Annotated in this window: 22 protein-coding genes; 16 read left to right on the top strand and 6 right to left on the bottom strand. The window is 60.2% G+C overall.

All coding sequences use genetic code 11. The features are described 5' to 3' along the window. Window positions 1-3: 3 nt before the first annotated feature. The 7 genes from fkpB to BM194_RS17795 all read left to right on the top strand — a co-directional run bounded on the left by fkpB (window position 4) and on the right by BM194_RS17795 (window position 4563). Window positions 4-450: an FKBP-type peptidyl-prolyl cis-trans isomerase gene (gene fkpB / locus BM194_RS17825; protein WP_092849641.1), complete on the top strand. Its 447-nt coding sequence runs from the start codon at window positions 4-6 to the stop codon at window positions 448-450. Between the two features lie 49 nt (window positions 451-499). Next, window positions 500-1453 (top strand): 4-hydroxy-3-methylbut-2-enyl diphosphate reductase, encoded by a 954-nt coding sequence (gene ispH, locus BM194_RS17820; RefSeq protein ID WP_092849638.1) that lies wholly within the window; start codon window positions 500-502, stop codon window positions 1451-1453. A 123-nt stretch (window positions 1454-1576) separates the two neighbouring features. Then, window positions 1577-1954, top strand: a complete 378-nt coding sequence (locus BM194_RS17815) for a type IV pilin protein (RefSeq protein WP_092849722.1) — start codon at window positions 1577-1579, stop codon at window positions 1952-1954. Further along, window positions 1938-2444: a GspH/FimT family pseudopilin gene (locus BM194_RS17810; RefSeq protein ID WP_092849636.1), complete on the top strand. Its 507-nt coding sequence runs from the start codon at window positions 1938-1940 to the stop codon at window positions 2442-2444. Before BM194_RS17815 ends, BM194_RS17810 begins: the two co-directional genes overlap by 17 nt. Further along, entirely contained in the window at window positions 2437-2865 is a 429-nt protein-coding gene (locus BM194_RS17805; protein WP_244891004.1) for a type IV pilus modification PilV family protein, read from the top strand. Before BM194_RS17810 ends, BM194_RS17805 begins: the two co-directional genes overlap by 8 nt. Beyond that, window positions 2862-3437, top strand: a complete 576-nt coding sequence (locus BM194_RS17800) for a PilW family protein (protein WP_218155424.1) — start codon at window positions 2862-2864, stop codon at window positions 3435-3437. Before BM194_RS17805 ends, BM194_RS17800 begins: the two co-directional genes overlap by 4 nt. 16 nt (window positions 3438-3453) lie before the next feature. Next, window positions 3454-4563 (top strand): pilus assembly PilX family protein, encoded by a 1110-nt coding sequence (locus tag BM194_RS17795; RefSeq protein WP_143097622.1) that lies wholly within the window; start codon window positions 3454-3456, stop codon window positions 4561-4563. Between the two features lie 8 nt (window positions 4564-4571). On the opposite strand, the gene BM194_RS17790 is transcribed toward BM194_RS17795, so the two are convergent. After that, window positions 4572-5099 (bottom strand): GspH/FimT family pseudopilin, encoded by a 528-nt coding sequence (locus BM194_RS17790; protein ID WP_177223462.1) that lies wholly within the window; start codon window positions 5097-5099, stop codon window positions 4572-4574. A 104-nt stretch (window positions 5100-5203) separates the two neighbouring features. Between BM194_RS17790 and thiO the strand changes: the two genes are divergently transcribed. After that, entirely contained in the window at window positions 5204-6289 is a 1086-nt protein-coding gene (thiO, locus tag BM194_RS17785; protein WP_092849630.1) for a glycine oxidase ThiO, read from the top strand. Window positions 6290-6313: 24 nt separating this feature from the next. Here thiO and BM194_RS17780 read toward each other — a convergent pair whose 3' ends face one another. Further along, entirely contained in the window at window positions 6314-6574 is a 261-nt protein-coding gene (locus BM194_RS17780) for a PP0621 family protein (protein WP_092849627.1), read from the bottom strand. Between the two features lie 132 nt (window positions 6575-6706). Here BM194_RS17780 and BM194_RS17775 point away from each other — a divergent pair, with 132 nt between their 5' ends. Further along, window positions 6707-8338, top strand: coding sequence for an NAD+ synthase (locus BM194_RS17775; protein WP_092849623.1), 1632 nt, complete (start codon window positions 6707-6709; stop codon window positions 8336-8338). A gap of 49 nt (window positions 8339-8387) precedes the next feature. Here BM194_RS17775 and BM194_RS17770 read toward each other — a convergent pair whose 3' ends face one another. Next, on the bottom strand, window positions 8388-9179 hold the full coding sequence (locus BM194_RS17770) for an outer membrane protein assembly factor BamD (protein WP_092849713.1): 792 nt from the start codon (window positions 9177-9179) through the stop codon (window positions 8388-8390). Window positions 9180-9429: 250 nt separating this feature from the next. Between BM194_RS17770 and rluD the strand changes: the two genes are divergently transcribed. From rluD to clpB, 3 genes are all read left to right on the top strand, one after another. Beyond that, window positions 9430-10389 carry a 23S rRNA pseudouridine(1911/1915/1917) synthase RluD gene (rluD, locus tag BM194_RS17765; RefSeq protein ID WP_092849620.1) on the top strand — a complete coding sequence of 320 codons (960 nt, stop codon included), beginning with the start codon at window positions 9430-9432 and terminating at the stop codon, window positions 10387-10389. Continuing rightward, complete coding sequence (pgeF, locus tag BM194_RS17760) at window positions 10386-11141, top strand: peptidoglycan editing factor PgeF (protein ID WP_092849617.1); 756 nt, start codon at window positions 10386-10388, stop codon at window positions 11139-11141. The genes rluD and pgeF overlap by 4 nt, the downstream gene beginning before the upstream one ends. A gap of 166 nt (window positions 11142-11307) precedes the next feature. Next, window positions 11308-13896: an ATP-dependent chaperone ClpB gene (gene clpB / locus BM194_RS17755; RefSeq protein ID WP_092849615.1), complete on the top strand. Its 2589-nt coding sequence runs from the start codon at window positions 11308-11310 to the stop codon at window positions 13894-13896. 72 nt (window positions 13897-13968) lie between these two features. On the opposite strand, the gene BM194_RS17750 is transcribed toward clpB, so the two are convergent. After that, the gene (locus BM194_RS17750) at window positions 13969-15342 is read right to left on the bottom strand and encodes a sugar porter family MFS transporter (protein ID WP_092849613.1); all 1374 of its coding nucleotides are present in this window, start codon (window positions 15340-15342) and stop codon (window positions 13969-13971) included. A gap of 232 nt (window positions 15343-15574) precedes the next feature. After that, entirely contained in the window at window positions 15575-17260 is a 1686-nt protein-coding gene (gene treF / locus BM194_RS17745) for an alpha,alpha-trehalase TreF (protein ID WP_092849610.1), read from the bottom strand. A gap of 486 nt (window positions 17261-17746) precedes the next feature. Between treF and BM194_RS17740 the strand changes: the two genes are divergently transcribed. Next, window positions 17747-19471, top strand: coding sequence for an acetolactate synthase 3 large subunit (locus BM194_RS17740; RefSeq protein ID WP_092849608.1), 1725 nt, complete (start codon window positions 17747-17749; stop codon window positions 19469-19471). Further along, window positions 19471-19962, top strand: coding sequence for an acetolactate synthase small subunit (gene ilvN / locus BM194_RS17735; RefSeq protein ID WP_092849606.1), 492 nt, complete (start codon window positions 19471-19473; stop codon window positions 19960-19962). The genes BM194_RS17740 and ilvN overlap by 1 nt, the downstream gene beginning before the upstream one ends. 61 nt (window positions 19963-20023) lie before the next feature. Here the strand turns inward: ilvN and ilvY are convergent, their stop codons facing one another. Beyond that, window positions 20024-20908 (bottom strand): HTH-type transcriptional activator IlvY, encoded by an 885-nt coding sequence (gene ilvY, locus BM194_RS17730; protein ID WP_092849603.1) that lies wholly within the window; start codon window positions 20906-20908, stop codon window positions 20024-20026. Window positions 20909-21066: 158 nt separating this feature from the next. Between ilvY and ilvC the strand changes: the two genes are divergently transcribed. Together ilvC and pssA are read left to right on the top strand one after the other, a co-directional pair. Beyond that, window positions 21067-22083 (top strand): ketol-acid reductoisomerase, encoded by a 1017-nt coding sequence (ilvC, locus tag BM194_RS17725; RefSeq protein ID WP_092849600.1) that lies wholly within the window; start codon window positions 21067-21069, stop codon window positions 22081-22083. Window positions 22084-22240: 157 nt separating this feature from the next. Then, window positions 22241-23107, top strand: a complete 867-nt coding sequence (gene pssA, locus BM194_RS17720; RefSeq protein WP_092849598.1) for a CDP-diacylglycerol--serine O-phosphatidyltransferase — start codon at window positions 22241-22243, stop codon at window positions 23105-23107. Window positions 23108-23735 lie beyond the last annotated feature (628 nt).

Here is a 23735-nt window from a genome sequence, read left to right as displayed (position 1 = left end):
AAGATGAGCGAATATCGTATTGGCGACGGCATGGAAGTGACGCTGCACTTTACCCTCAAGCTGGAGGATGGGTCGGTGATCGATTCGACCCGCGACAAGCAGCCGGCGACGTTCCAGTACGGTGACGGTAACCTGCCGCCAGGATTCGAGTCGCCGATCAAGGGGCTGACCGACGGTGACACCGGCAGCTACACGATCCCGCCGGAACACGCCTTCGGTCAGCACAATCCGCAGAACGTACAACGCATTCCGCGGGACAGCTTCGAGGGACCGGAGCTGGAAGAGGGGCTGGTGATGTCGTTTGCCGACGCGGCAGGTGGCGAGCTGCCGGGTGTGATCGTCAGCATTGACGACACCCATGTGGATGTCGACTTCAACCATCCGCTGGCGGGGCGTACCCTGACCTTCGAAGTGGAGGTGCTCGAAGTGAAGCCGGTAACGACCCACTGACACTGAATTTATCCGCAACGATACCCGAGCGTATCAAGCGAGGCTCTACATGCAGATCAAGCTGGCCAACCCCCGCGGCTTCTGTGCCGGTGTCGACCGTGCCATCGAGATCGTCAATCGCGCCCTGGACGTGCTGGGACCGCCCATCTACGTGCGTCATGAAGTGGTGCATAACCGCTTCGTGGTGGAGACATTGCGCGAACGCGGCGCAATCTTCGTTGAAGAACTCCACGAAGTGCCCGATGACGTCACCGTCATTTTCTCGGCGCATGGCGTGTCGCGGGCCGTCCAGCAGGAAGCCGAGCGGCGTGGGCTCAAGGTGTTCGATGCGACGTGTCCCCTGGTGACCAAGGTGCACATGGAGGTCCTGCGCTACGCCAAGCGTGGCCAGGAGTGCATCCTCATCGGGCATGCCGGCCATCCCGAGGTGGAGGGCACCATGGGCCGCTACGACACCTCGCATGGCGGTGACATCTACCTGGTCGAGGACGAGGCCGATGTCGAGGCGCTTGAGGTGAAAGATCCCGAGGCCCTGGCCTTCGTCACCCAGACCACGCTGTCGATGGACGACACGGCCAAGGTTATCGATGCGCTGCGTGCCAAGTTCCCGGCAATCCAGGGGCCGCGCAAGGACGACATCTGCTACGCCACCCAGAATCGCCAGGATGCCGTACGCCAGTTGGCGGCGGAAAGCGACTTGGTGCTGGTGGTGGGCAGCGTCAACAGTTCCAACTCCAACCGCCTGCGCGAGCTGGCCGAGCGTATGGGTACGCCGGCCCAACTGATCGATGACGCTAGCGTTATCGACGCAAGCTGGATGAAGGGCGTCGAGACGATCGGCATTACCGCCGGAGCCAGTGCGCCCGAGGTGCTCGTGCAAGGCGTGATCGAGCGCCTGCGTGAACTGGGTGCCGAATTGCCCCAGGAACTTGAAGGCCGCGAGGAAACCATTGTGTTCTCGATGCCGCGCGAGCTGCGCGAGCAGGTCATCGTCAGTGGCTGAGAAGGCTCATTGGCAATTCAACGAAAAGTCGGGCTTCGGCCCGACTTTTTTATGGATGGTCGGCTGACAGGCTCGTATAGACTGATACATACTGAAACAAAACTAATTGGCATAGGTAGCGTGATGCAGAGACGCGAAAGGGGCTTCACCCTGATAGAGTTGATGATTACCGTGGTGATCATCGGCATTCTCGCGTCCATTGCTTACCCGTTATATACCGGTTATGTCGAGAGGGCCCGACGTACCGACGGCCAGGCAGGCCTGATGGAAGCGGCGCAACAACTGGAGCGTTGCTATACGGTCAATAGTGCCTATACCGATTGCAGTTTCCGCAGTGCGTCACCGGACGGACATTATGCAATTACCGGTGCGCTGACCACCTCCACTTTTACCCTGACGGCCGCGCCGCAAGGGGATCAGGCAGGGGATGATTGTGGAAGCTTTACCCTGACACAAACCGGGGCCAGGGGGGTGGGGGGCGCCGATGTCTGTCGGTGGTAGTTCAGCCAAGCAGGCGGGGCTAACCCTGATCGAACTATTGGTCACATTGGCAGTAATTGTCATCATGGCAACCGTCGCCGTGCCCGGCTTTCAGAACCTGATCGCCACAAGCCGGCTGACAGCCGACCATAACGAACTACTGGCAGGTCTGAACCTGGCACGCAGCGAAGCCGTCAAGCGCCGTGAGGCGGTAACTGCCGAGATTACGCGTTTAGGAGATTCCGGTTGGCGACTAGAGGTCAAGGTCGATGATGGAACAGCCTTGACGAGTATCGATTGTACCGACACCACACAAACCGAGTGCCTGCTATATAGGAATGCCGACTCAACACCTGTGGCACTCTCGGAAAGCAGTGCCCGTCAGGTGACATTCAACTCGCTGGGCCGCTTGACGGAAAGCTCCTGTCAGGCGGTAGAACTGAATCATCAAGGGCAAAGCGAATCCATCAAAATCGGCCTGATGGGCCGGATAGGGAAAACATGTGCGTGACCGCGGCTTGAATGGGGGCATCCAAAAGGGTTTCACCCTTGTCGAAGCTTTGGTCGCCATTCTGGTCCTATCCTTGGGATTATTGGGCGTGGCGGCCATGCAGTTGAAGGCCATGCAGGGCGCCCATATGTCCTACCAGCGCTCGCTTGCAACTGTCATCGCCATGGATGCCAATGAACGATTATGGACTGCCTTGGCCGGCACGGGGGGTACTTGCCCTACTGGTGCTGAGGTACAAGAACAATGGCGTACCCATTGGGGGGCCAAGTTGCCTGGGCTGAGTGAAAGCTCGATTGGAGTCCAAGGGGACTGTGAGTTTCTGATTACTGTCACCTGGGACGAGGATCGATTCGCTGACGAAGGCGATGTCTCGACGCTGACTTACTATACGCGGTTGCCGGAAGAGGCAGCAGCCCCATGAGCATGCGCGAGCGAAGTGGCATGAGGCAGGGAGGCTTTACCCTCATCGAGCTGATGATTGCCATGGTTATAGGGCTGGTTATTCTGCTTGGCGCCTCGCAGGTATTCCTTGCGAGCCGTCAGACATTTGAGCGTGTCGATCAATTGAATGACCGACAGGAGATACTTCGATTCCTGGCGGATTCGGTCTCGCTGGATATCAGGACTGCAGATAACAATATGGCAGTCACGAATACTGGAAGTACTTTGATTCTTCGCTATGGAGAAAGTCGCTCTGAGGACCCTTACTGTTCCGGCGGAAACTTGGAGCGAGTGGACTATCAATTTGTGGTTGAAACATCGACATTGTCTCTGACGACACATTGCAGTGGAGTTGATCCCATTGAGGAGCCTTTGGTATCGAACCTTGATTTGGTAAGTTTTACCTCAGGGAATGTCAATGGAAGCGTTGCGTATATAGATATTTCTGTACGTTTTTCTGCGCTAGACAGCGAAGCTACAACAGGCCGAGAGGTCATGTTCAGGGCGGCAAGTCGGTCCGCCATCATTGCCCAGGTTAATGCTGGGAGCTAATCACGGGGGCATGACGATGCAGCAACAGAAAGGGGCCGCTTTGCTGGTCAGTCTCGTATTCCTGACGGTTGCCTTGATGCTTGGCCTCAGTAGTTTCCAATTATCTCGGTTGGAGGAGGCTATGGCAGGCAATCAGCGCATGGCCGCGCTTTCCCTAATGGCTGCGGAGTATGGAGCGTCAAGAGACGAAGTATTGGCACTGCCGATATCTGACGGTAGCTTCATTGCTTCATGTGTTCCAAGTCATGAGCGCATAGAACCGGCTGTGGATATTGCGTCGTCTGAGAGTTATGCCGGACCGGTGATTTCCTATCAATACGAGTTGGCTTGTTATGGCTCCGAAATCACCGTGCTTGTACATGGTGCAATAAAAGGCCGTGGCGATGAGATGGAAAGGATCATTGCTGTCCAGTTTGAAAGTGAGCTGCTGCCTGCGTTTACTCAAGGAATGCTCGCGCACGGCAACGTCACTGTTAACGGAGGAGCGCTGCTATTTGGAAATGTTCATTCAAACAGTAACGTTAGTGTCAAAATTGATGCCGAAAGTGTCAGTAATATTACAGCGGTAGGAGAGGCGCCAGTAATAGGTGAAGGGTACGAAAATGTGACTTCATCCTCTGGCGCTGAAGAGAAAGATGTGCCACTTGTTTCAGAATTTTTTGATAGTTCCAATGTTTATAATAAGGTGGCGGGTGAGGATTTTGTAATATTGGATGCTAGTGATAGTAGTTGTGATTTTTTGGGTAGTGGGGATATGGGGGGTAAGACATACTTTTGCAATGGCGAACTGACGGTTTCTGGTAGCTTTAATAACGTGACGCTATTTGCTAATGGCAATATCGACCATAATGGAGCGTCTAACTTAAGTGACCAACAGTCTGTCGATGTGGCCATGTTTTCTACTGGCAGTATTGCGTTTAACGGAAAAAATGATGCGTATGGTGTTTTCTGGGCCGATGGGGACATAACGCAGAATGGCAGTTCTGTGATAGGAGGGTCCATGATTTCCGGAGGAGCAATGACGCTGAATGGGGGATTCACTTTCATATCTAACTCGGATATCAGTGTCGAAGTCGTGCCCAGCCAGGTTGTGCGAGATAGTTGGCAAGAGGTGGTTTCGACATGAAGAGCCAGTTACTCGTTGCAGACGTCGAGTGACGTCGTTCTGACCCGTCCCAAATTGCTCATGATGAGTTGAGCCCCTCGTCCGTCATGCCCGCACACAGTAAATGTCCCATTATACCCTCGTGGCCAACCCGTCGAGGGAAAGCGCACGAACCGGTAGTCGTTGCGAAAGGTGAGGCTGGCAACGTCACTCGCCGGGAGGACCTTCAATAGCGTTTCGCTCCCTTTCCGATAGCCGCCGTCGGCAAGCCCATCCAGAATCATCAGCGGTGCCGTCCAGTCCGCCAGGCATTCCACCTGGTCATGGCTCGGGCAGACCGTGATCGTTCGCCGGCGCGTGACGGCTGTGTTCCTGGCCTGGGCCAGTGCTGTCCTCAGGCGCATGACCTCGACGGCTACTTCGTTGCGTGCCACGAACTGCTGGTAGCTGGGCACCGCCCAGGTCGCCATGATGACGAGCACAGCAATGGCCACCAGCAGTTCGATCAGCGTGAAGCCGGCATGAGCGTGGCGACGCGATTGGCACCGGTTGCGCATTGTCGCACCCGGGCGCATCCGCGGGGCGTGAGTGGTATCGTTTGGCATCGCTGCATTGTGCGGGATGCAGGGTGTAATCCATGTAAGCGAGGGCGGAACCTGTCGTGAGAGATTTTCTGGTAGTGGGCGGTGGCGTCATCGGCATGATGACGACTCTGCAATTGGCTGATGCTGGCCACCGGGTCACACTGGTCGAGCGGGGCGAGTGTGGGCGCGAAGCCTCCTGGGCGGGGGGCGGGATCGTCTCACCGTTGTATCCCTGGCGCTACAGCATGCCCATTTCGCAATTGTCACGCTGGTCCGAAGGGTTCTATCCCGAACTGTCGCTGCGCCTGCTGGAAGAAACGGGCATCGACCCGGAATATCGCCAGAAGGGGCTGCTCTATCTGCGCGTCGACGATGAAGCCCGTGCACTCGAGTGGGCCCGCGAGGTCGGCAAGCCCCTGGAGCGGGTCGGCGCCGATTTCCTCTATGCCAAGGAGCCCCAGGCAGCGCCGGGATTCGAGAACGGCCTGTGGATGCCGACCTTGGGTAGTATTCGCAACCCGCGGCTGGTGCAGGCCTTGCGGGCCCGTCTGGAAGCGATGCCGAAGGTCGAATTGCGTGAGGGCGTGGCGGTCGAACGTCTGTTGACCGAGGGAGACCGGGTGGTAGGTGTGGCTAGCCGCGACGGGCAGTTGAGCGCCGAACACACTATCGTGTGCGGTGGGGCCTGGGCCGGGCAACTGCTGGGAACGGTCGGCATCGATCTGCCGGTGCGCCCGGTCAAGGGGCAGATGATTCTCTTCAAGGCCCCACCGGGGCTGGTGGAGCGAGTCGTGCTGATGGACGGTCGCTACGTCATTCCTCGCAATGACGGTCGAATCCTGGCCGGATCGACACTCGAGGACGTGGGGTACGACAAGGCCACTACCGCCGAGGCGCGCGAATCACTCCATGCCAGTGCTCTATGCATCATCCCCGCCTTGGCGCAGTGCCCGGTGGAACACCACTGGGCAGGGCTGCGGCCGGGATCGCCGGATGGCATTCCCTTCATCGGTGCCGCGCCGGGGCTTCAGGGGCTTTCCGTCAACGCCGGTCATTACCGTAATGGGCTGGTGCTGGCACCGGCATCGACGCGACTGCTGGTGGATGCGTTGCTGGGACGCACACCAATTGTCGATCCCGAACCGTACCGGCTGCCGGCCTAGATCGGAACTGTCGAAGCGAGCCTGTCAGGCCGGGGGCTGCTGTTCGAGGTAGCGGTCGCGATGCTCGCGGCTGCAGAACCAGCGCCCGTCCTGGCTCAGTGCTTCGTCCTCTGGCAGGTGAACCCGGCACAAGCTGCAGCGCACCATTCGGCCGTTGTCGAGTTGTTGCTGGCGCCGGGTCTCTTCGTCCTGCTCTAGCTTCCAGTCGCGGTACATTCGGTAGAGCTTCAAACCGGCCCAGAAAAGCACCACGAAGATGACCAGACGTATAATCAAGAGATTCATCCTAGGTTGACCCCCTGTGGACCTGTGACCGGCAGGCGTTTTTGCCTCCGCGCAGCCCTTGCGGGACAATGAGTCGAGACGCTTATCTTATAGACCTCGCACGTCCCAGCCAATTCAAGGAAGCAACCCGCCATGCAAGACCTGACCCTGGTAATGGCCCAGCTGGATCCCCTGGTCGGTGACATTCCCGGCAATACCGACCGCGCCATCGAGGCCGTCCGCGAGGCGCGCATCGAACACAAGGCCGATGTCGTGGTGTTGCCCGAACTGTTCCTGACCGGTTATCCCCCGGAGGATCTGCTACTGCGCGCCTCGATGGAAACCCGGCTGGCCGAGGCCCGCCAGCGCATGGCCGAAAAGGTGGCCCGGGATGTAATGGTGATCGTCGGTTATCCGGGGCGTAGGGAGGGCGGCTACTACAACTTGGCAGGCGTGCTTCTCAATGGCGAGTGGCAGGGCGAATATGCCAAGCAGGCATTGCCCAACTATCAGGTATTCGATGAACGTCGCTACTTCACCTCAGGTGAGCGCCCGCTGGTTATCAAGCATCGTGGCGCCCGCCTGGGCATCCTGATCTGCGAGGATATCTGGGAAGGTAAACCGGTGCGACAGGCCGAGGAAGCAGGGGCCGACGTGCTGATTACCCTCAATGCCTCGCCCTTCCATCAGGACAAGCCCACCGAACGCATCAAGTTGCTCGCCGGCCGGGCGCAGGAGGTTCAGCGTCCGCTGGTCTATGTCAATCAGATTGGCGGTCAGGACGAGCTGGTATTCGATGGCGGCTCATTGGTGATCGATGCCCAGGGCAAGCTATGCGTGCAGGCACCACACTGGCAGGTCGGGCTGATGCCCGTGCGCCTCGTGCAACGCGACGGCGCGTGGTACCCCGAGCCTGGCGAGTGCGAGCCTGTGGCTGAGGCCGAAGACAACCTGTACTGCGCATTGGTCACCGGGCTGCGCGACTACGTCAACAAGAGCGGTTTTCAGGGCGTCGTGCTTGGTCTCTCGGGAGGCATCGATTCAGCCCTGTCGCTGGCCATCGCCGTGGATGCGCTGGGACCTGAGCGTGTCCATGCCGTGATGATGCCCTACCACTACACGGCGGACATCTCCCAGGCCGATGCCGCCGAACAGGCGCGCATGCTTGGCGTGCACTACGAAGTGCTGCCGATCGCGCCGATGGTCGAGGCATTCACCGAGACACTGGCCGACAGCTTCGCCGGTACGGAGAAGGACACCACCGAGGAAAATTTGCAGTCACGTTGCCGCGGCGTGCTGCTGATGGCCATCTCCAACAAGAAGGGATTAATGGTCCTGACCACTGGTAACAAGAGCGAGATGGCGGTCGGCTACGCCACGCTCTACGGCGACATGGTGGGAGGCTATAACGCACTGAAGGACGTCTACAAGACGTGGGTCTATCGCCTGGCCAGGTGGCGTAACACCCAAGGTGCGACAATTCCCGAGCGGGTCATCACACGTCCGCCGTCGGCGGAACTGGCTCCCGACCAGCAAGACAGCGATTCACTACCCGGTTACGACGTTCTCGATGCCATTCTCGAACGATACATCGAGGGCGACATGAGCGCGGAGGCTATCATTGACGCAGGCTTTGCCTCCGAAGACGTCTACAAGGTCGTGAAGCTGGTCGATCGCAGCGAGTACAAGCGGCGGCAGGCGCCGATCGGCGTGCGTGTCACGGTGCGCGGTTTTGGTCGCGACAGGCGCTACCCGGTGGTCAATGGCTGGCAGCCCGGCGAATGAATGACGGCTTCGGCGGACCAGGCCGCCGAAGCCGAAGGAGGCGACGTGATTACAGCCTGAGCGGGTCGGCGTCGACGTGCTCGGGTTCGAAGGTATTGCCGTCGAGTCGTTCGTTGTCAGGATCGTTCTCGATCAGCGTGGCCAGTACCTCCCTGGCGCGGTCGCGCATCCCCATGCCCAGGTAGCCTTCGACCATCACCGCCAGAGCATCGCGTGTGGCGGTGGCCTGCGGGTAGTGCTCGATCACCCAGCGCCCGCGCTCGACAGCGGCGACATAGGCTCCCTTGCGCAGGTAGAAGTCGGCCACCTGTAGCTCGTGACGCGCCATGACATTGCGCAGGTAGATGATGCGCTGGCGTGCATCGGCGGCATACGGGCTGTCGGGATAGCGGCGCACCAGTTCGCCGAAGTCCACGTAGGCATCCCGCGATGCGCCCAGGTCGCGCTTGGAGATGTCGATCAGCTCCATGCCCTCGAGACTGAAGCGGCCCGCCTGGTAGGCGGCCAGGCCACGCATGTAATAGGCGTAGTCCACCTGGGGGTGGTCCGGGTGCAGGCGGATGAAACGGCTGGCGGCGGCGCGGGCGGCTTCCCAGTTGTCGACCTGGTAATAGGCGTAAATCAGTTCGAGTTGAGCCTGCTCGGCGTAGTTGCCGAAGGGAAAACGGGTATCCAGGGCTTCGAGCTGCTCGACGGCCCGGGTATAGCGCCCGGCATCCAGGGAGGACTGAGCCTCTTGGTAGAGCTCCTGTTCCTGCAGGTCGGGGGCGACCTCGGTGCTGGCGCAGCCGGCCAGGAGGGCGGCAGTCAGCGCCACGGCAGCAAGGGAAGAAACGCGCATCATCATCCTCGTATCGAGCAATCTACGTGGGCCATGCTAGGCTGTGTACGAATCGTTTACGCCCGACCCTATGGCAGGGAAAAACGGCTCAAAATACGCGTTCACCTCAGGTAAACTCCGCTTTTTCGCTGTCTTTTGCCTCGTCTGGCCAATGTTCGCCGAGCGTCGTACAGGGCCTCGAATCGGCCGAATCCGGCTCACTATAAAGCAAAGGCCCGCAGGGGCGAAACTCACAGGCAATCCGCCCACTATGTCAGAAACCCTTCATCGCGACGAACGTATCCCCGATGCCATGGTCGGCATGCGCCTCGATCAGGCCGCAGCGGAGCTGTTTCCCGACTATTCCCGCGAGCGTCTCAAGAGCTGGATCAAGCAGGGCGCGCTGACCCTGGACGGCGCCCAGGCCCGCCCCAAGGATAAGGTCTACGGCGGCGAGCGCCTGACGCTTGATGCCGTTCTGGAGTCCGAGGTGCGCTGGGAGCCCCAGGCCATCGACCTGGAGATCGTGCACGAGGACGAGGATGTACTGGTCATCAACAAGCCGCCGGGCCTGGTGGTGCATCCGGCTGCAGGCAACCCGGATGGCACACTGCTCAACGCCTTGCTGCATCATTGCCCGTCGCTGGCAGCGGTACCCCGTGCGGGGATCGTGCATCGCCTCGACAAGGACACCAGTGGCCTGATGGTCGTGGCCAAGACATTGCCGGCGCAGACATCGCTGGTCGAACAACTCCAGGCGCGCACCGTGTCGCGGGAGTACGACGCCGTAGCCATTGGCGTGATGACGGCCGGCGGGACCGTGGATGCGCCCATCGGCCGCCATCCCAAGGACCGCAAGCGTCAGGCGGTCACCGAGTCGGGTAAGCCGGCGGTGACCCACTACCGGGTCGTCGAACGCTTTCGCGGACATACGCACGTGCGCTGCCGACTCGAAACCGGACGTACTCACCAGATTCGCGTCCACATGGCCTATCGGCGCTTTCCGCTGATCGGCGATGCGCTCTACAGCGGACGCTTCAAGGTGCCTGCCGGTGCCTCGGAGACGCTCAAGGAAATCCTCCGTGAATTCCCGCGTCAGGCATTGCATGCGCGCAAGCTGGCCTTCATTCACCCGCGTCATGGCGAGACAGTGGAATTTCGCGCCGACTTGCCCGACGATCTGCTGATGCTGCTCGATTACCTGCGAGTCGATAGCGAGGAGCGCACATGAGCAACCAGCCGACCCTGCTGCTGCCTGACTGGCCGGCCCCTAGTACCGTCGGCGCGTTCGTCACCACCCGGGAGACTGGCCCCAGCCAGGGGCCTTATGCTGCCTTCAATCCGGCCATGCATGTCGGTGACGACCCCGCGACGGTCGCGCTGTGTCGCGACTTGCTCATCGAGCAACTCGATGACCGGCGTCCCCTGCTGTGGCTCGACCAGGTGCATGGCGCCAACGTCGTCCAGCAGTACCAGCCCGAGTTCGCCGAGGCGCCGCCCAAGGCCGATGCTGCCGTGGCGTTCGATAAACGGCATGCCTGCGTGATTCTTACCGCCGATTGCCTGCCGGTGTTCCTGTGCGACCGACGCGGTACCCGGGTTGGCCTGGCACATGCTGGCTGGCGCAGTCTTGCCGGCGGTGTGCTGGAGGCAAGTGTGGCGGCGTTGGGTTGTCCTCCAGACGACGTCATGGCCTGGCTCGGCCCGGCTATCTCCAACGCCCAGTTTGAAGTCGGCAAGGAGGTCTTCGACGCCTTCGTCGCGGTCCAGCCCGAAGCCGCCAGTGCCTTCGACCATAGCCCCTACCGCCTGGGGCACTACATGGGAGACCTCTACCGCCTGGCGCGACTGCGTCTCGAGCGCCTGGGCGTCTCGCACATCAGCGGTGGGCATTTCTGCACGGCAAGCGAATCGCGCTTCTACTCCCATCGGCGGGATGACGGCGTGACGGGACGAATGGCCAGCGTCATCTGGCTGCGCTGAGCACGAGATATTTCCCTTGTGCCTCACCCTTGATCCCAATCAAGGGTGAATTCTTTTCCCGGCCGAACGACTTGAAACGCATCCACCATACCTCCATAGAGTAAGTCAACATGAATCAGGGACTGTGGCGCGTCCGAACGCACCATCACCCCAATGGAGGTTTTCGATGCGAATCGATCGCATGACCAGCAAGTTGCAGAACGCTCTGGCCGAGGCGCAATCGCTCGCCGTAGGCCGTGGACATAATCAGCTCGATCCGGGCCATGTACTGGTAGCCCTGCTCGATGCCCGCGACAGCGGCATCAAGGGGCTCGTCCAGAAGGCCGGCGGCGATGTCGCGCGCCTGCGTGACGGTCTGGTCGAGTATCTCGACAACCTGCCCAAGGTAGGCCAGTTCGATGGCAACGTGACCATGAGCCAGGACCTGGCCCGGCTGTTCAACCTGGCCGATCGCGAAGCCCAGGCGCGTGGTGACCAGTACATCGCCAGCGAATTGGTCCTACTCGCGGCGCTGGAAATGAACCATGCGGTCAGCAAGGTGCTGACCCAGGCCGGCCTGACAAAGAAGGCTGTGGTCGCTGCCATCGACAGCCTGCGTGGTGGCGCCAAGGTCGACGATGCCGGCGCCGAGGACAACCGCGAGGCGCTCGACAAGTATACCCTCGACCTGACTGCGCGGGCTGCCGACGGCAAGCTCGATCCGGTCATCGGTCGCGACGACGAGATCCGTCGCACCATCCAGGTACTGCAGCGGCGTACCAAGAACAACCCGGTGCTGATCGGCGAGCCCGGGGTGGGCAAGACAGCCATCGTCGAGGGTTTGGCCCAGCGCATCATCAACGGCGAAGTGCCGGAAGGACTCAAGGACAAGCGCGTGCTGGCGCTGGACATGGGCGCGCTGCTGGCCGGGGCCAAGTTCCGCGGTGAATTCGAGGAACGCCTGAAGGCGGTACTCAACGAGCTGGCCAAGGAAGAAGGCCGGGTCATTCTATTCATCGACGAGCTGCACACCATGGTCGGTGCCGGCAAGGCCGAAGGCGCCATGGATGCCGGCAATATGCTCAAGCCGGCGCTGGCGCGCGGCGAACTGCACTGCGTGGGCGCGACCACCCTCGATGAGTACCGCAAGTACATCGAGAAGGATGCCGCGCTGGAGCGTCGTTTCCAGAAGGTGCTGGTCGACGAGCCTACGGAAGAGGACACCATCGCCATCCTGCGTGGCCTCAAGGAGCGCTACGAGGTGCACCATGGTGTGGACATCACCGATGGCGCGATCATTGCCGCTGCCAAGCTGTCGCAGCGTTACATCACCGACCGCCAGTTGCCCGACAAGGCCATCGATCTGATCGACGAGGCAGCGTCGCGCATTCGTATGGAGCTCGACTCCAAGCCGGAAGAAATGGATCGCCTCGACCGGCGCCTGATCCAGCTCAAGATGGAGCGCGAGGCGCTCAAGAAGGAGACCGACGAGGCCTCGCGCAAGCGACTCGAAGGGCTCGAGGAGCAGATTGGCGAGCTCGAGCGTGAGTATGCCGATCTCGAGGAAGTCTGGAAGGCCGAGAAAGCCAGCATTCAGGGGGCAGCCCAGTACAAGGCGGAACTCGAACAGGCGCGCATCGACCTCGAGGCGGCACGTCGCCAGGGGGATCTGGGCCGCATGTCCGAACTGCAGTACGGGGTGATTCCCTCGCTCGAGAAGAAGATCGCCGAGGCCGGTGAAGGCGATGGATCCACTGATACCTCGCAGCACGTGCTGTTGCGTTCCAATGTCACCGAGGAAGAGATTGCCGAAGTCGTATCACGCTGGACCGGCATCCCGGTGGCCAAGATGCTCGAGGGCGAGCGCGAGAAACTGCTGCGCATGGAAGAGGCGCTGCACGAGCGAGTCATTGGCCAGGACGAGGCGGTCAATGCCGTGGCCAACGCGGTACGCCGCTCGCGGGCGGGCCTCGCCGACCCCAACCGCCCCAACGGCTCGTTCCTGTTCCTCGGCCCGACCGGTGTCGGCAAGACCGAGCTGTGCAAGTCGCTGGCCAATTTCCTCTTCGATACCGAGGAGGCCATGGTGCGCATCGACATGTCCGAGTTCATGGAGAAGCACTCCGTGGCGCGGCTGATCGGGGCGCCGCCGGGCTATGTCGGCTACGAGGAGGGCGGTTACCTGACCGAGGCCGTGCGTCGCAAGCCCTATTCGGTGCTACTGCTCGACGAGGTCGAGAAGGCGCATCCGGATGTCTTCAACATCCTGCTGCAAGTGTTGGAGGACGGGCGCCTGACCGACGGTCAGGGACGCACCGTGGACTTCCGCAATACGGTAATCGTCATGACCTCGAACATGGGCTCCGATATCATCCAGCGCTTTGGGGGCGACGATAGCGACTACACTCGGATGAAGGATGCGGTCATGGAGGTGGTGGGCGCTCACTTCCGCCCCGAACTGATCAACCGCATCGATGAGGTGGTGGTCTTCCATGCCCTGGGACAGGATCAGATCCAGGCGATCGCCAGCATCCAGCTCGACCGCTTGCGTGCCCGCCTGGCCGAGCGCGAACTCAAGCTCGAGGTTAGCGACGATGCCATGGCCCAGCTGGCAGTGGTGGGCTTCGACCCGGTCTTTGGCGCACGTCCGCTCAAGCGAGCAATCCAGAGCCGCATCGAGAACCCGCTGGCGCAGGATCTGCTGGCAGGGCGGTTTGCTCCCGGCGACACGATCCGCGTGACAGCCGAAGACGGCCATCTTGTCTTTACCAAGTAACCCCTTCCGGTCGCGTCCTACGACCTGCTCGGCCCGCCTGATGGCGGGCCTTTTTATGCTTACGTGACAGGCTCATTCGCCGGCAGGTGTTCTGGCCTTAGCCATTGCTGTCCCGGCAAGTGGGCCCTGGAGCAGGCGCTGCTGAAGCGCCTCGAGAGATACCCCTTTGGTTTCGGGCATGAAGAACAGCACGAAGACCAGCTGCAGCAACATCATTACCGCGAAAAAGGCGAACACCGGCCCGCCGCTGAAGGTACTCAGAACCCACGGCATCACTAAGGTAATCAGGGCCGCGCAGACCCAGTGCACTGAGCTGCCGAACGACTGGCCACGAGCGCGTAGGTGGTTGGGAAATATTTCGGCAATGAATACCCAGATCACGGCACCCTGGCCAATGGCATGGGCCGCGATGAACAGGCCCAGCAGCATCGGTACACCCGGCCCACCAAAGTCCTCCAGGAAGAAGGCGCGAGAGACCAGAGTCAGTGAGATCAGGTAGCCGATCGATCCGATGAAAATCAGTGTGCGCCGACCGAGGCGGTCGATCAGGGCCATGCCCAGCAGGGTGAATATCAGATTGATAACCCCGATCCCGGCGGAAGAGAGCAGGGCAGCGCTACTGCCCAGCCCGGCGGACTCGAGGATACGAGGTGCGTAATAAATGATGAAATTGATACCTGAAAATTGATTGAAGAAGGCGATGAGGAAGGCGAACAGGATCGGCAGGTGATGACGCATGGTAAACAAGGGTGCAGCCTGGTGCCGATCACTACTTGATGAGGCTCGCATGGTGGCAATCGCCTCATCGACATCGCATTCGGGATCGATCTGGCGAATGATTTCGGCAGCGCCGGCCGCGTCGTTACGCTGCAGCAGCAGCCAGCGTGGGCTGCGCGGCACTCGGACAATCATCAGCGTGTAAAGCAGTGCCGGCACGGCTTCGATACCCAGCATCCACCGCCAGGCTCCTTCGCCCATGAAGCCGATAAAGTAATTCGATACGAAAGCCATCAGGATGCCGAACACGATGTTGAACTGGTACAGCCCGACCAGCTTGCCGCGATGTTTTTCGGGGGCGATTTCGGAAATGTAGGCTGGCGCTGCCACGGATGAGGCTCCTACGCCCAGGCCTCCGATGAAACGGAAGAACGAAAATACGTAAGGGTCGGTGGCCAGGGCCGAGCCCAGGGCCGAAACCAGGTAGAGCAGGCCAATCAGGAGCAGCGTGGTGCGGCGGCCCAGGCGGTCAGTAGGCCAGTTGCCAAAGATGGCGCCAATGACTGTCCCCCATAAGGCCATCGACATGATGATCAGGCCGTGCTGAAAATCGCTAAGACCCCATAGGGTCTGGATGGGCTTGTCGGCTCCCGAGATCACGGCGGTATCGAAGCCGAATAGAAAGCCGGCCAATGCAACCGTAATCGACCATTGTATGATGCGAGACATGGGTATCCCCCGTATGTATTGTTTTAAGTGAATCGTGTCACCGTGTGCTGCTGTAAAAGCCCCTCCGCGGGGCCTAGTGCTTGTTTGTGTTAGATGAATCGTGTCACCCACCTGATTACAGCAGTAACCCGAACGGGATGCGAACCCAATTCCTTAGACTTTAGTCAGGAGTTCCAAGAGGATCGGAGCAGAAAGAAGGCGAAGCCCAAGGCTGGCTTCGCTCCGGTTGGCACTAGGCGAGCAAGATGGGGTCGGGGATCGTCTGCGTCTGGGGATAAAGCGCCATCAGCTTGCGCAGCACGCCGTTGGTCCAGCCGAACCCGTCCTGGGCGGGATATTCACCGCCGCCAGCGTGGCGGTTGGTAAAGACGTCGTATTTCTCGAGCAGCTTGTGCTCCAGGGTATAGCGCTGCAGGTTGGTGGCGATCCAGCGTTCGGCGATGGTCCGCGCCAGGGCGTGTTCGCCATAGTCGCGCAGGCCGTTGATGGCGACCCACTGCAGCGGGGCCCAGCCGTTGGGCGCATCCCATTGCTGGCCGGTATGTCGGTTTGTCGCTGCCAGGCCCCCGGCCTGGAGCAGTTCGCGCTCGAGTAGCCTGGCCGTCAGCTCTGCCTGATGGGGCGTGGCAATCCCGTAATACAGCGGGAAGGCGATGGCACCATGGATACTGGGGGTCAGGCCACCTTCATGCCATAGGTAATCGCCAAAACGTGCCTGGGCCTCGTCCCAGCAATAGGCATGAATGGCCTCGCGGCGAGCGTCGGCCCGGTCACGATAGTGGCGTGCACGGTCATGTTGACCGTTTAGCGTATAAGCCTGGGCCAGGGTCGTCTCGAGGTGGTGCAGCAAGGTATTGAGATCCACCGGCAAGATGTCGACCGTACGGATCGTGCTCAGTTCGGCATCGTCAGCCAGCCAGCGCGAGGAATAGTCCCAGCCACTTTCCGCGCCGGCTCGCAAGTTACGCCAGACGTCGATATGCGGACATGTACCGGCCTCGGCAGTGCCGATGTCTTCATGATGGGATTCCTGGCGGGGAATGCACAGATCATCCCAGTAGCGGTTGAGCAACGTGCCGTCGGCCAGCCTGACCAGGCGCCGGTGAGCCTGGCCGGGTGCCAGGCTGTCCTCGCCATCCATCCAATAGGCGTACTCCCGTTCCATTTCCGGCAGAAAGCGCTGATAGGCGTGGCGATCATGGCGTTCGGCAAGGCGCTTGACCATGCTCGCGAACATGGGCGGCTGCGAGCGGGTCAGGTAGTAGGTGCGGTTGCCATTAGGCACATGACCGTACTCCCGGATCAGGTGCGCGAGGTTGTGCACCAAGTTGCAGGCCAGGTCGTGCCGTCCACTCTCCTCGAGACCCAGCATGATGAAATACGAGTCCCAGTAGTAGATCTCGTTGAATCGCCCACCAGGGATCAGATAGGGGTAGCGCAGGCGCAAGCGTGAGGATAGCGGCGGTGCCTCGCGCCGGGGATGGCGGGTCAATGACGACCACAAGGCATCGATATGCGTTTCGATGGCGCGCCCCGGCTCGGCGCAGTAGGCTTCTTCGGGCAGCGCATCCGAGGTGAAGTGCGTATCGACGAATGCCTTGAGGGCGGCATCATCGAAGCTGGGATCCCCCTTGAGCCGATGAAACTCATCGAGAATCACTTCGGGCGTGTTGTTGGGGACGAGATCCACGAAAGTTTTGCTGTCCGAATAGATCTGGCACTCCTGGACAGCATAGAACAACTCGCCCCACAGCAGGTTGGGGGGGAGCGTGATATGCGCCTCGAGAGGTGCCGCGAGGCTCTCCAAGGGCTTGACGCAGGCACTGCCATCCTGAGGGTGGCCCGGCATGCAGGCCGTGCCGCCATGAGGTGCTTCGAATGTCTGGAGTGGCCACCGATTCTGCATCGCACCCCGCATCACTTACCTCCCTTCGGGTTTCGACTTTCGTCTAAGTGATATCTGACAACATATGAGAAAGACCGTTTGGCCTTCAAGCTTATGGCGAAATGTTCATATTCAATGCCCCGATAAGGCCAGGCTTTGTACGCCTGGCCATGGATTCGCGGTTGACACTGGCCGGGGGCTATTGGAATCTTGTCGGTTCCTGATTCATGGGCGTGGCGCTGACGGGCGATCCCCGAATGCCGCGTGAAGGGTAGGTCCGTCGACCTTTACCCGCCTGTTAAGGACTTTCCGGGCCCGGGCTAACCGCCTGGCCTGGCCTAACCCCCGACGCGGCGATCCGTCGCGATGAAGAGTGCAGGCCCTATCCGGGTCGGACAACGCCAGGGTTTGGCATCAGGTGCCGGCATTGGGCCGGCAGCGGCGTACCGCCGCACTCGATATTCGCCACCGCGCCAGGGGGCGAATTGGCACTCGAGACCTCCAGGGGAGATACCAACTGTGGAACTGCTTTCCGGCGCCGATATGATCGCCCGCTTCCTGAAGGATGAGGGCGTGGAATATATCTACGGCTATCCGGGCGGAGCGGCGTTGCATATCTACGATGCGCTGTTTCGTCAGGACGATGTTAAACATATCCTCGTACGTCATGAACAGGCTGCGACCCATGCTGCGGACGGCTATGCCCGGGCCTCGGGCAAGCCCGGCACCGTACTGGTGACGTCCGGTCCCGGCGCGACCAATGCCGTGACCGGGATTGCCACGGCCTACATGGACTCGATTCCGATGGTCGTGTTGTGTGGCCAGGTCGCCAGCCACCTGATCGGCGAAGACGCCTTTCAGGAAACCGACATCATCGGGGTGACCCGGCCGATCGTGAAGCACAGCTTCTCGATTCGCCACCCGTCGGAAATCCCGACGGTCCTCAAGAAGGCATACTACTTGGCCGCATCGGGGCGTCCCGGGCCGGTGGTAGTCGACATTCCCAAGGACATGACTGCCCCTACCGAGCGCTACGAGTACGTCTATCCCAAGAAGGTCAAGCTGCGCTCGTACAATCCGGTCACCCGCGGTCATACCGGCCAGATCAAGAAAGCCGTGGACATGATGCTCAAGGCGCGTCGCCCGGTCTTCTATACCGGTGGCGGCGTGGTAACGGGGCAGGCCTGCGAAGGGTTGACCGACCTCGTGCAGCGCCTGGGGTACCCGATCACCACGACGCTGATGGGCATTGGTGCCTATCCACAGAATGACCGTCAATCGCTGGGCTGGCTGGGCATGCATGGCTCGTTCGAATCGAACATGGCAATGCACCATGCTGACCTGATCATCGCCATTGGCGCGCGCTTCGACGATCGCGTCACCAACAACACCTCGAAGTTCTGTCCGACCGCCAAGATCATTCACGTCGATATCGACCCCAGTTCGATTTCCAAGACCGTGCGCGCCGATGTGCCCATCGTTGGTCCAGCGGGCAGCGTCATCGACGAGATGATCAGCCTCGTACAGGGGCGGGAGCCGGCCAATCCCGAGGCACTCGGCGAATGGTGGGACAAGATCGAGGGCTGGCGCGAGGATCGGCGCGGCAAGCTCTACGAGCCGGCCGAACCCGGCGAGCCGCTCAAGCCCCAGCAGGTGATCGAGACGATCTGTCGGATGACCCGCGGCGAAGCGTTCGTGACCACGGATGTCGGTCAGCACCAGATGTTCGCGGCCCAATACTACAAGTTCGACAAGCCCAATCGCTTCATTACTTCTGGCGGGCTGGGCACCATGGGCTTCGGCTTCCCGGCGGCCATGGGCATCAAACTCAGTTATCCGGATGATGACGTGGTCTGTATTACCGGTGAAGGCAGTTTCCAGATGATGATGCAGGAACTGTCGACCTGTAAGCAGTTCGGTGTCGGCGTGAAGATCGTCAATCTCAACAACGGTTCGCTGGGCATGGTGCGCCAGTGGCAGGACTTGAACTACAAGTCCCGACACGCCCACTCCTACATGGAGTCGTTGCCGGACTTCCAGAAGTTGATCGAGGCCTACGGATTCACCGCGCTGAAGGTAGAGCGTCCCGAGGATCTCGAGCCGGCGCTCGAGCGGGCTTTCGCCAACAAGGACGAGCTGGTGTTCCTCGACATCTATGTCGACCCGCGCGAACACGTCTATCCGATGCAGGTGCCCCTGGGCTCCATGCGTGACATGCTGCTTTCGAAGACGGAGCGGACCTGATGCGCCATATCATCTCGATCCTGATGGAGAACGAACCTGGCGCCCTGTCCCGCGTGGTGGGGCTGTTCTCCCAACGCAACTTCAACATCGAATCGCTGAACGTGGCACCCACGGAAGACAGTACGCTATCGCGTTTGACCGTGACCACGGTAGGCGACGACCGGGTCATCGAGCAGATCACCAAGCAGCTCAACAAGCTGATCGATGTGGTCAAGTTGGTCGACCTGACCGAAGGCAACCACATCGAGCGCGAGCTGATGCTGGTCAAGGTCAAGGCGCTGGGAGCACAGCGTGACGAGGTCAAGCGCACGGCGGATATCTTTCGCGCCCAGATCGTCGACGTTACGCCGAGTGTCTATACCGTCCAGATCACGGGCGATGCGGGCAAGCTGGATGCCTTCCTGCAGGCGATGGCTCCCATCGGTATCCTCGAAGTGGCACGTACCGGTGTGTCGGGGATATCGCGAGGCGACAAGATCCTCAGCCTCTGAGGACAATGCCTGTTTCAAGCTTCAAGCCGCTCTTCGGGGCGGCTTTTTCGTGCCCGTCGGTTCAGGCGGCCGTCTGCTCCCACAGGGCGCGTATCAGGGGGTTGCGCAACTTCTTTTCGGTGACGCACAGGCCCACATCATAGGGTGGCAACTCCGGCTGGACGTCGAGCAGGCGCACACGATCGGCCAAGGGGCTGTTGTCGAGCACGATCTTGGGAACCACGCCGATGCCGAACCCCAGGCCTACCATGCTGACGATCGCCTCGTTGCCAGCAACCTGGGCATAGATACGCGGCTTGACACCCAACTGGCGAAACCAGGCATCGGCACGCTCGCGCGCCAACCCCGATTCCGAGAGTATCATTGGGGCACGCGCCCACTCCTCCGCGCTGGGGCGGGCCGTCGAGGCCGGTAGCCAGTCGGCGGCTTCGCTGGGCGCGATGAAGACCAGAGGCGATACGGCGATGGGCTTGAAGGCGAGCTGGGCGGGCAGAGTCTCGGGACGCGCCGTGATGGCCATATCCTCCTCACCGCCCAGGACGCGGCCTATGGCGTCGGCAGGATCACCGGTATGCAACTTAAGTTCGATACGCGGATAGCGCAGGCGAAACTCGCTCAATAACTCGTACAGAAAGCTGTAGCTTGCAGTGACCGAGCAGTAAATGCTGATCTCGCCGGCGAGCTCGCCGGCTTCCACCATCAGGGAATGACGCAGCAATTCCCATTGCTCGAGAGCATCGCGCGCGTACTGCTGGAACAGGCGGCCTTCACGCGTCAAGTGCACCGTCCGGTTGTCACGCTCGAAAAGCCGCACACCCAAGCTATCCTCCAGTTGTTGAACGGTTCGGCTGAGCGTGGATGGGCTGACGTGGCAGGCATCGCTGGCACGTCCGAAATGCAGCGTATCGGCCAGCGTCAGAAAGTGGCGTAACGGGCGAATGTCCATTTGTATTTCACTTTATGAATCGTTGCATTGCAAATATAGCGTTTTACGCAATGCCGTGCCTGGCGTATCGTGGCTGCCAATGAAAACACCAGCGCTGCACAAGACGGCGCGGCCATCAACGCTGACACGTTTCCCACTTAGCCGATTGGAGTCCAGACATGCGCGTTTACTACGATAAGGATTGTGACCTCTCGCTCATCCAGGCCAAGAAGGTGGCGATCGTCGGTTACGGTTCCCAGGGCCATGCCCATGCCAACAACCTCAAGGAATCCGGTGTTGACGTGACCGTCGCCCTGCGTGCCGGATCGTCTTCCGCCAACAAGGCCGAAGCCGCTGGTCTCAAGGTCGCCACGGTTGCCGACGCCAGCCGTGAGGCGGATGTCGTCATGGTGCTGGCGCCCGACGAGAATCAGAAGGCCATCTACGAAAACGAGATCGAGCCCAACCTGAAGCAGGGTGCGACACTGGCCTTCGCGCACGGGTTCAATATCCACTACAACCAGATCGTACCACGCAGTGATCTCGACGTGATTATGATCGCTCCCAAGGCACCGGGCCACACTGTGCGCTCCGAGTTCGCCAAGGGTGGCGGTATCCCCGACCTGATTGCCATCCAGCAGGATGCCTCCGGTCAGGCCAAGGAAATTGCCCTGTCCTACGCGGCGGCGATCGGTGGTGGGCGTACCGGTATCATCGAGACCACCTTCAAGGATGAGACCGAAACCGACCTGTTCGGCGAACAGGCCGTGTTGTGCGGCGGTGCGGTCGAACTGGTCAAGGCCGGTTTCGAGACCCTGACCGAAGCAGGCTACGCGCCGGAAATGGCTTATTTCGAATGCCTGCATGAGCTCAAGCTGATCGTCGACCTGATGTATGAAGGCGGTATCGCCAACATGAACTACTCCATCTCCAACAATGCGGAGTATGGCGAGTACGTGACTGGTCCCGAGGTCATCAATGACGAATCTCGCGCCGCGATGCGCAATGCTCTCAAGCGCATCCAGACTGGCGAATACGCTAAGATGTTCATCCAGGAAGGCAACACCAACTATCCGTCGATGCATGCCCGTCGTCGTCTCAACGCCGAGCATCCCATCGAGCAGGTAGGCGAGAAGCTGCGTTCCATGATGCCTTGGATCGCTGCCAACCAGCTGGTCGACAAGAGCAAGAACTGAGCGAAAACTCGCTGGGCAACCTCTGATAAAGGCGCGGATTTTCCGCGCCTTTATCGTTTCAGGTTGGCATAAGGAACGTGTCAGCGCCTATCGTTAGGGACGGCAGAGTGTAGAATGCAAATTCATGCTCGAGTATGGCAACGGACCACGAGGCCTTATGACCCAGGACAGCAAGCACCCCGAATCCGATTCCTCCGCGCATCATCAGTTCAGTTCCGAGTTCTCTGAATTCGCTCGGGAAACCGATGTCGTCGAGGAAACGGTGGAGAATGGTAAGAAGATACGGCGCCGAGGCATTTACCTGCTGCCCAACCTGTTCACGACCTCGGCCTTGTTTTCCGGTTTCTTTGCGGTGGTTGCAGCTATCAATGGCGATTTCACCGCCGCTGCTGTCGCGGTGTTTGTCTCGATGGTGCTCGATGGCCTGGACGGGCGCGTGGCGCGGATGACCAATACCCAGAGTGCTTTCGGGGCTGAATATGACAGTCTGGCGGATATGCTCTCATTCGGCGTGGCTCCGGCGTTGGTCGCGTTCACCTGGATACTTCAGGATGTCGGTAAGGTTGGCTGGATTGCCGCTTTTGTCTATGTGGCCTGTGCCGCCTTGCGTCTGGCGCGCTTCAACGTGCAAATCGGCTCCACTGACAAGAAATGGTTCATTGGTCTACCGAGCCCATCGGCAGCGGCGCTGGTGGCTGGCTGTGTCTGGGTGTTTCATAATTTCGATGCCGAGGCGTTTGCCTTCAAACTGCTGATGACGTTGGTCGTGGCTGCCGCAGGGATATTGATGGTTAGCAATATTCGCTATTACAGCTTCAAGGAGATCGACCTGAAGGGCCCTGTACCCTTTGTTGCGTTGCTTGCCATCGTGCTGGGCTTCGTGGTGATCTCCCTGGAGCCCTCGGTGATGTTGCTGATTCTCTTCGGCTGCTATGTGGCGTCCGGCCCGGTGATGGCGACGATGCGCAAGCTCAAGGGCAAGCCAGCACCCGATCAGGTGGCTTCCGAAAAGCCGAGTGAATGAACGGTTAACCTTCCAGTTGACGCCCGCCTCGCGCGGGCGTTTTGTTATCCACAGCCGGTCTTGGCTCGTGGCTGCCGAGTGGGGTGTGGATAACGTGGCGGGCGGAAAGATGACCGGCGCATGACGCGTCCGACAAATTTTTATGACACAGGGCTTGTCAGGCCCGATCGGGACGCGTAGAGTACGCATCCGCTGCTGACGACGGGCACACGTCGCTGGCGGTGAAAGTGGCGCAAGGCGCTGTTTTCGTTGGGGTTTTTCTCGCATCGGTGACGATCGCGGGTTGACGGAAACGCCCGGTCTGATAGACTGCGCCGCCACGACACGGGGTTCGCCTGGCAGGCCGGTTGAGGCTGGCAAATGACGGCGAACACGGCGCTTGACAGCGCGGCCCGGATCGGTAGAATACGCCTCTCTCGCAGCGAGGCCGCCCTGACAGGGCGAGAAGCGAAAGTCAAGTGACTCGCTTTGGTTGCGACGCTCCACTCTTTATAAGAGCCCGGAGCCGCTCTTTAACAATCGATCAGGTAATTCATGTGGGCGCTTGTCGATGAGGCGGTGACCAGTCACCGATCATCAAGGCAAGCGACTCGTCAAAGAGACGTTTGAACCTTGAGCCAAGTTTGGT

The organism is Modicisalibacter xianhensis, from assembly GCF_900113605.1.
Classification (GTDB): domain Bacteria; phylum Pseudomonadota; class Gammaproteobacteria; order Pseudomonadales; family Halomonadaceae; genus Modicisalibacter; species Modicisalibacter xianhensis.
Note: the sequence above shows the minus strand (reverse complement) of the source record. Positions and strands in the feature narration are given on the sequence as shown.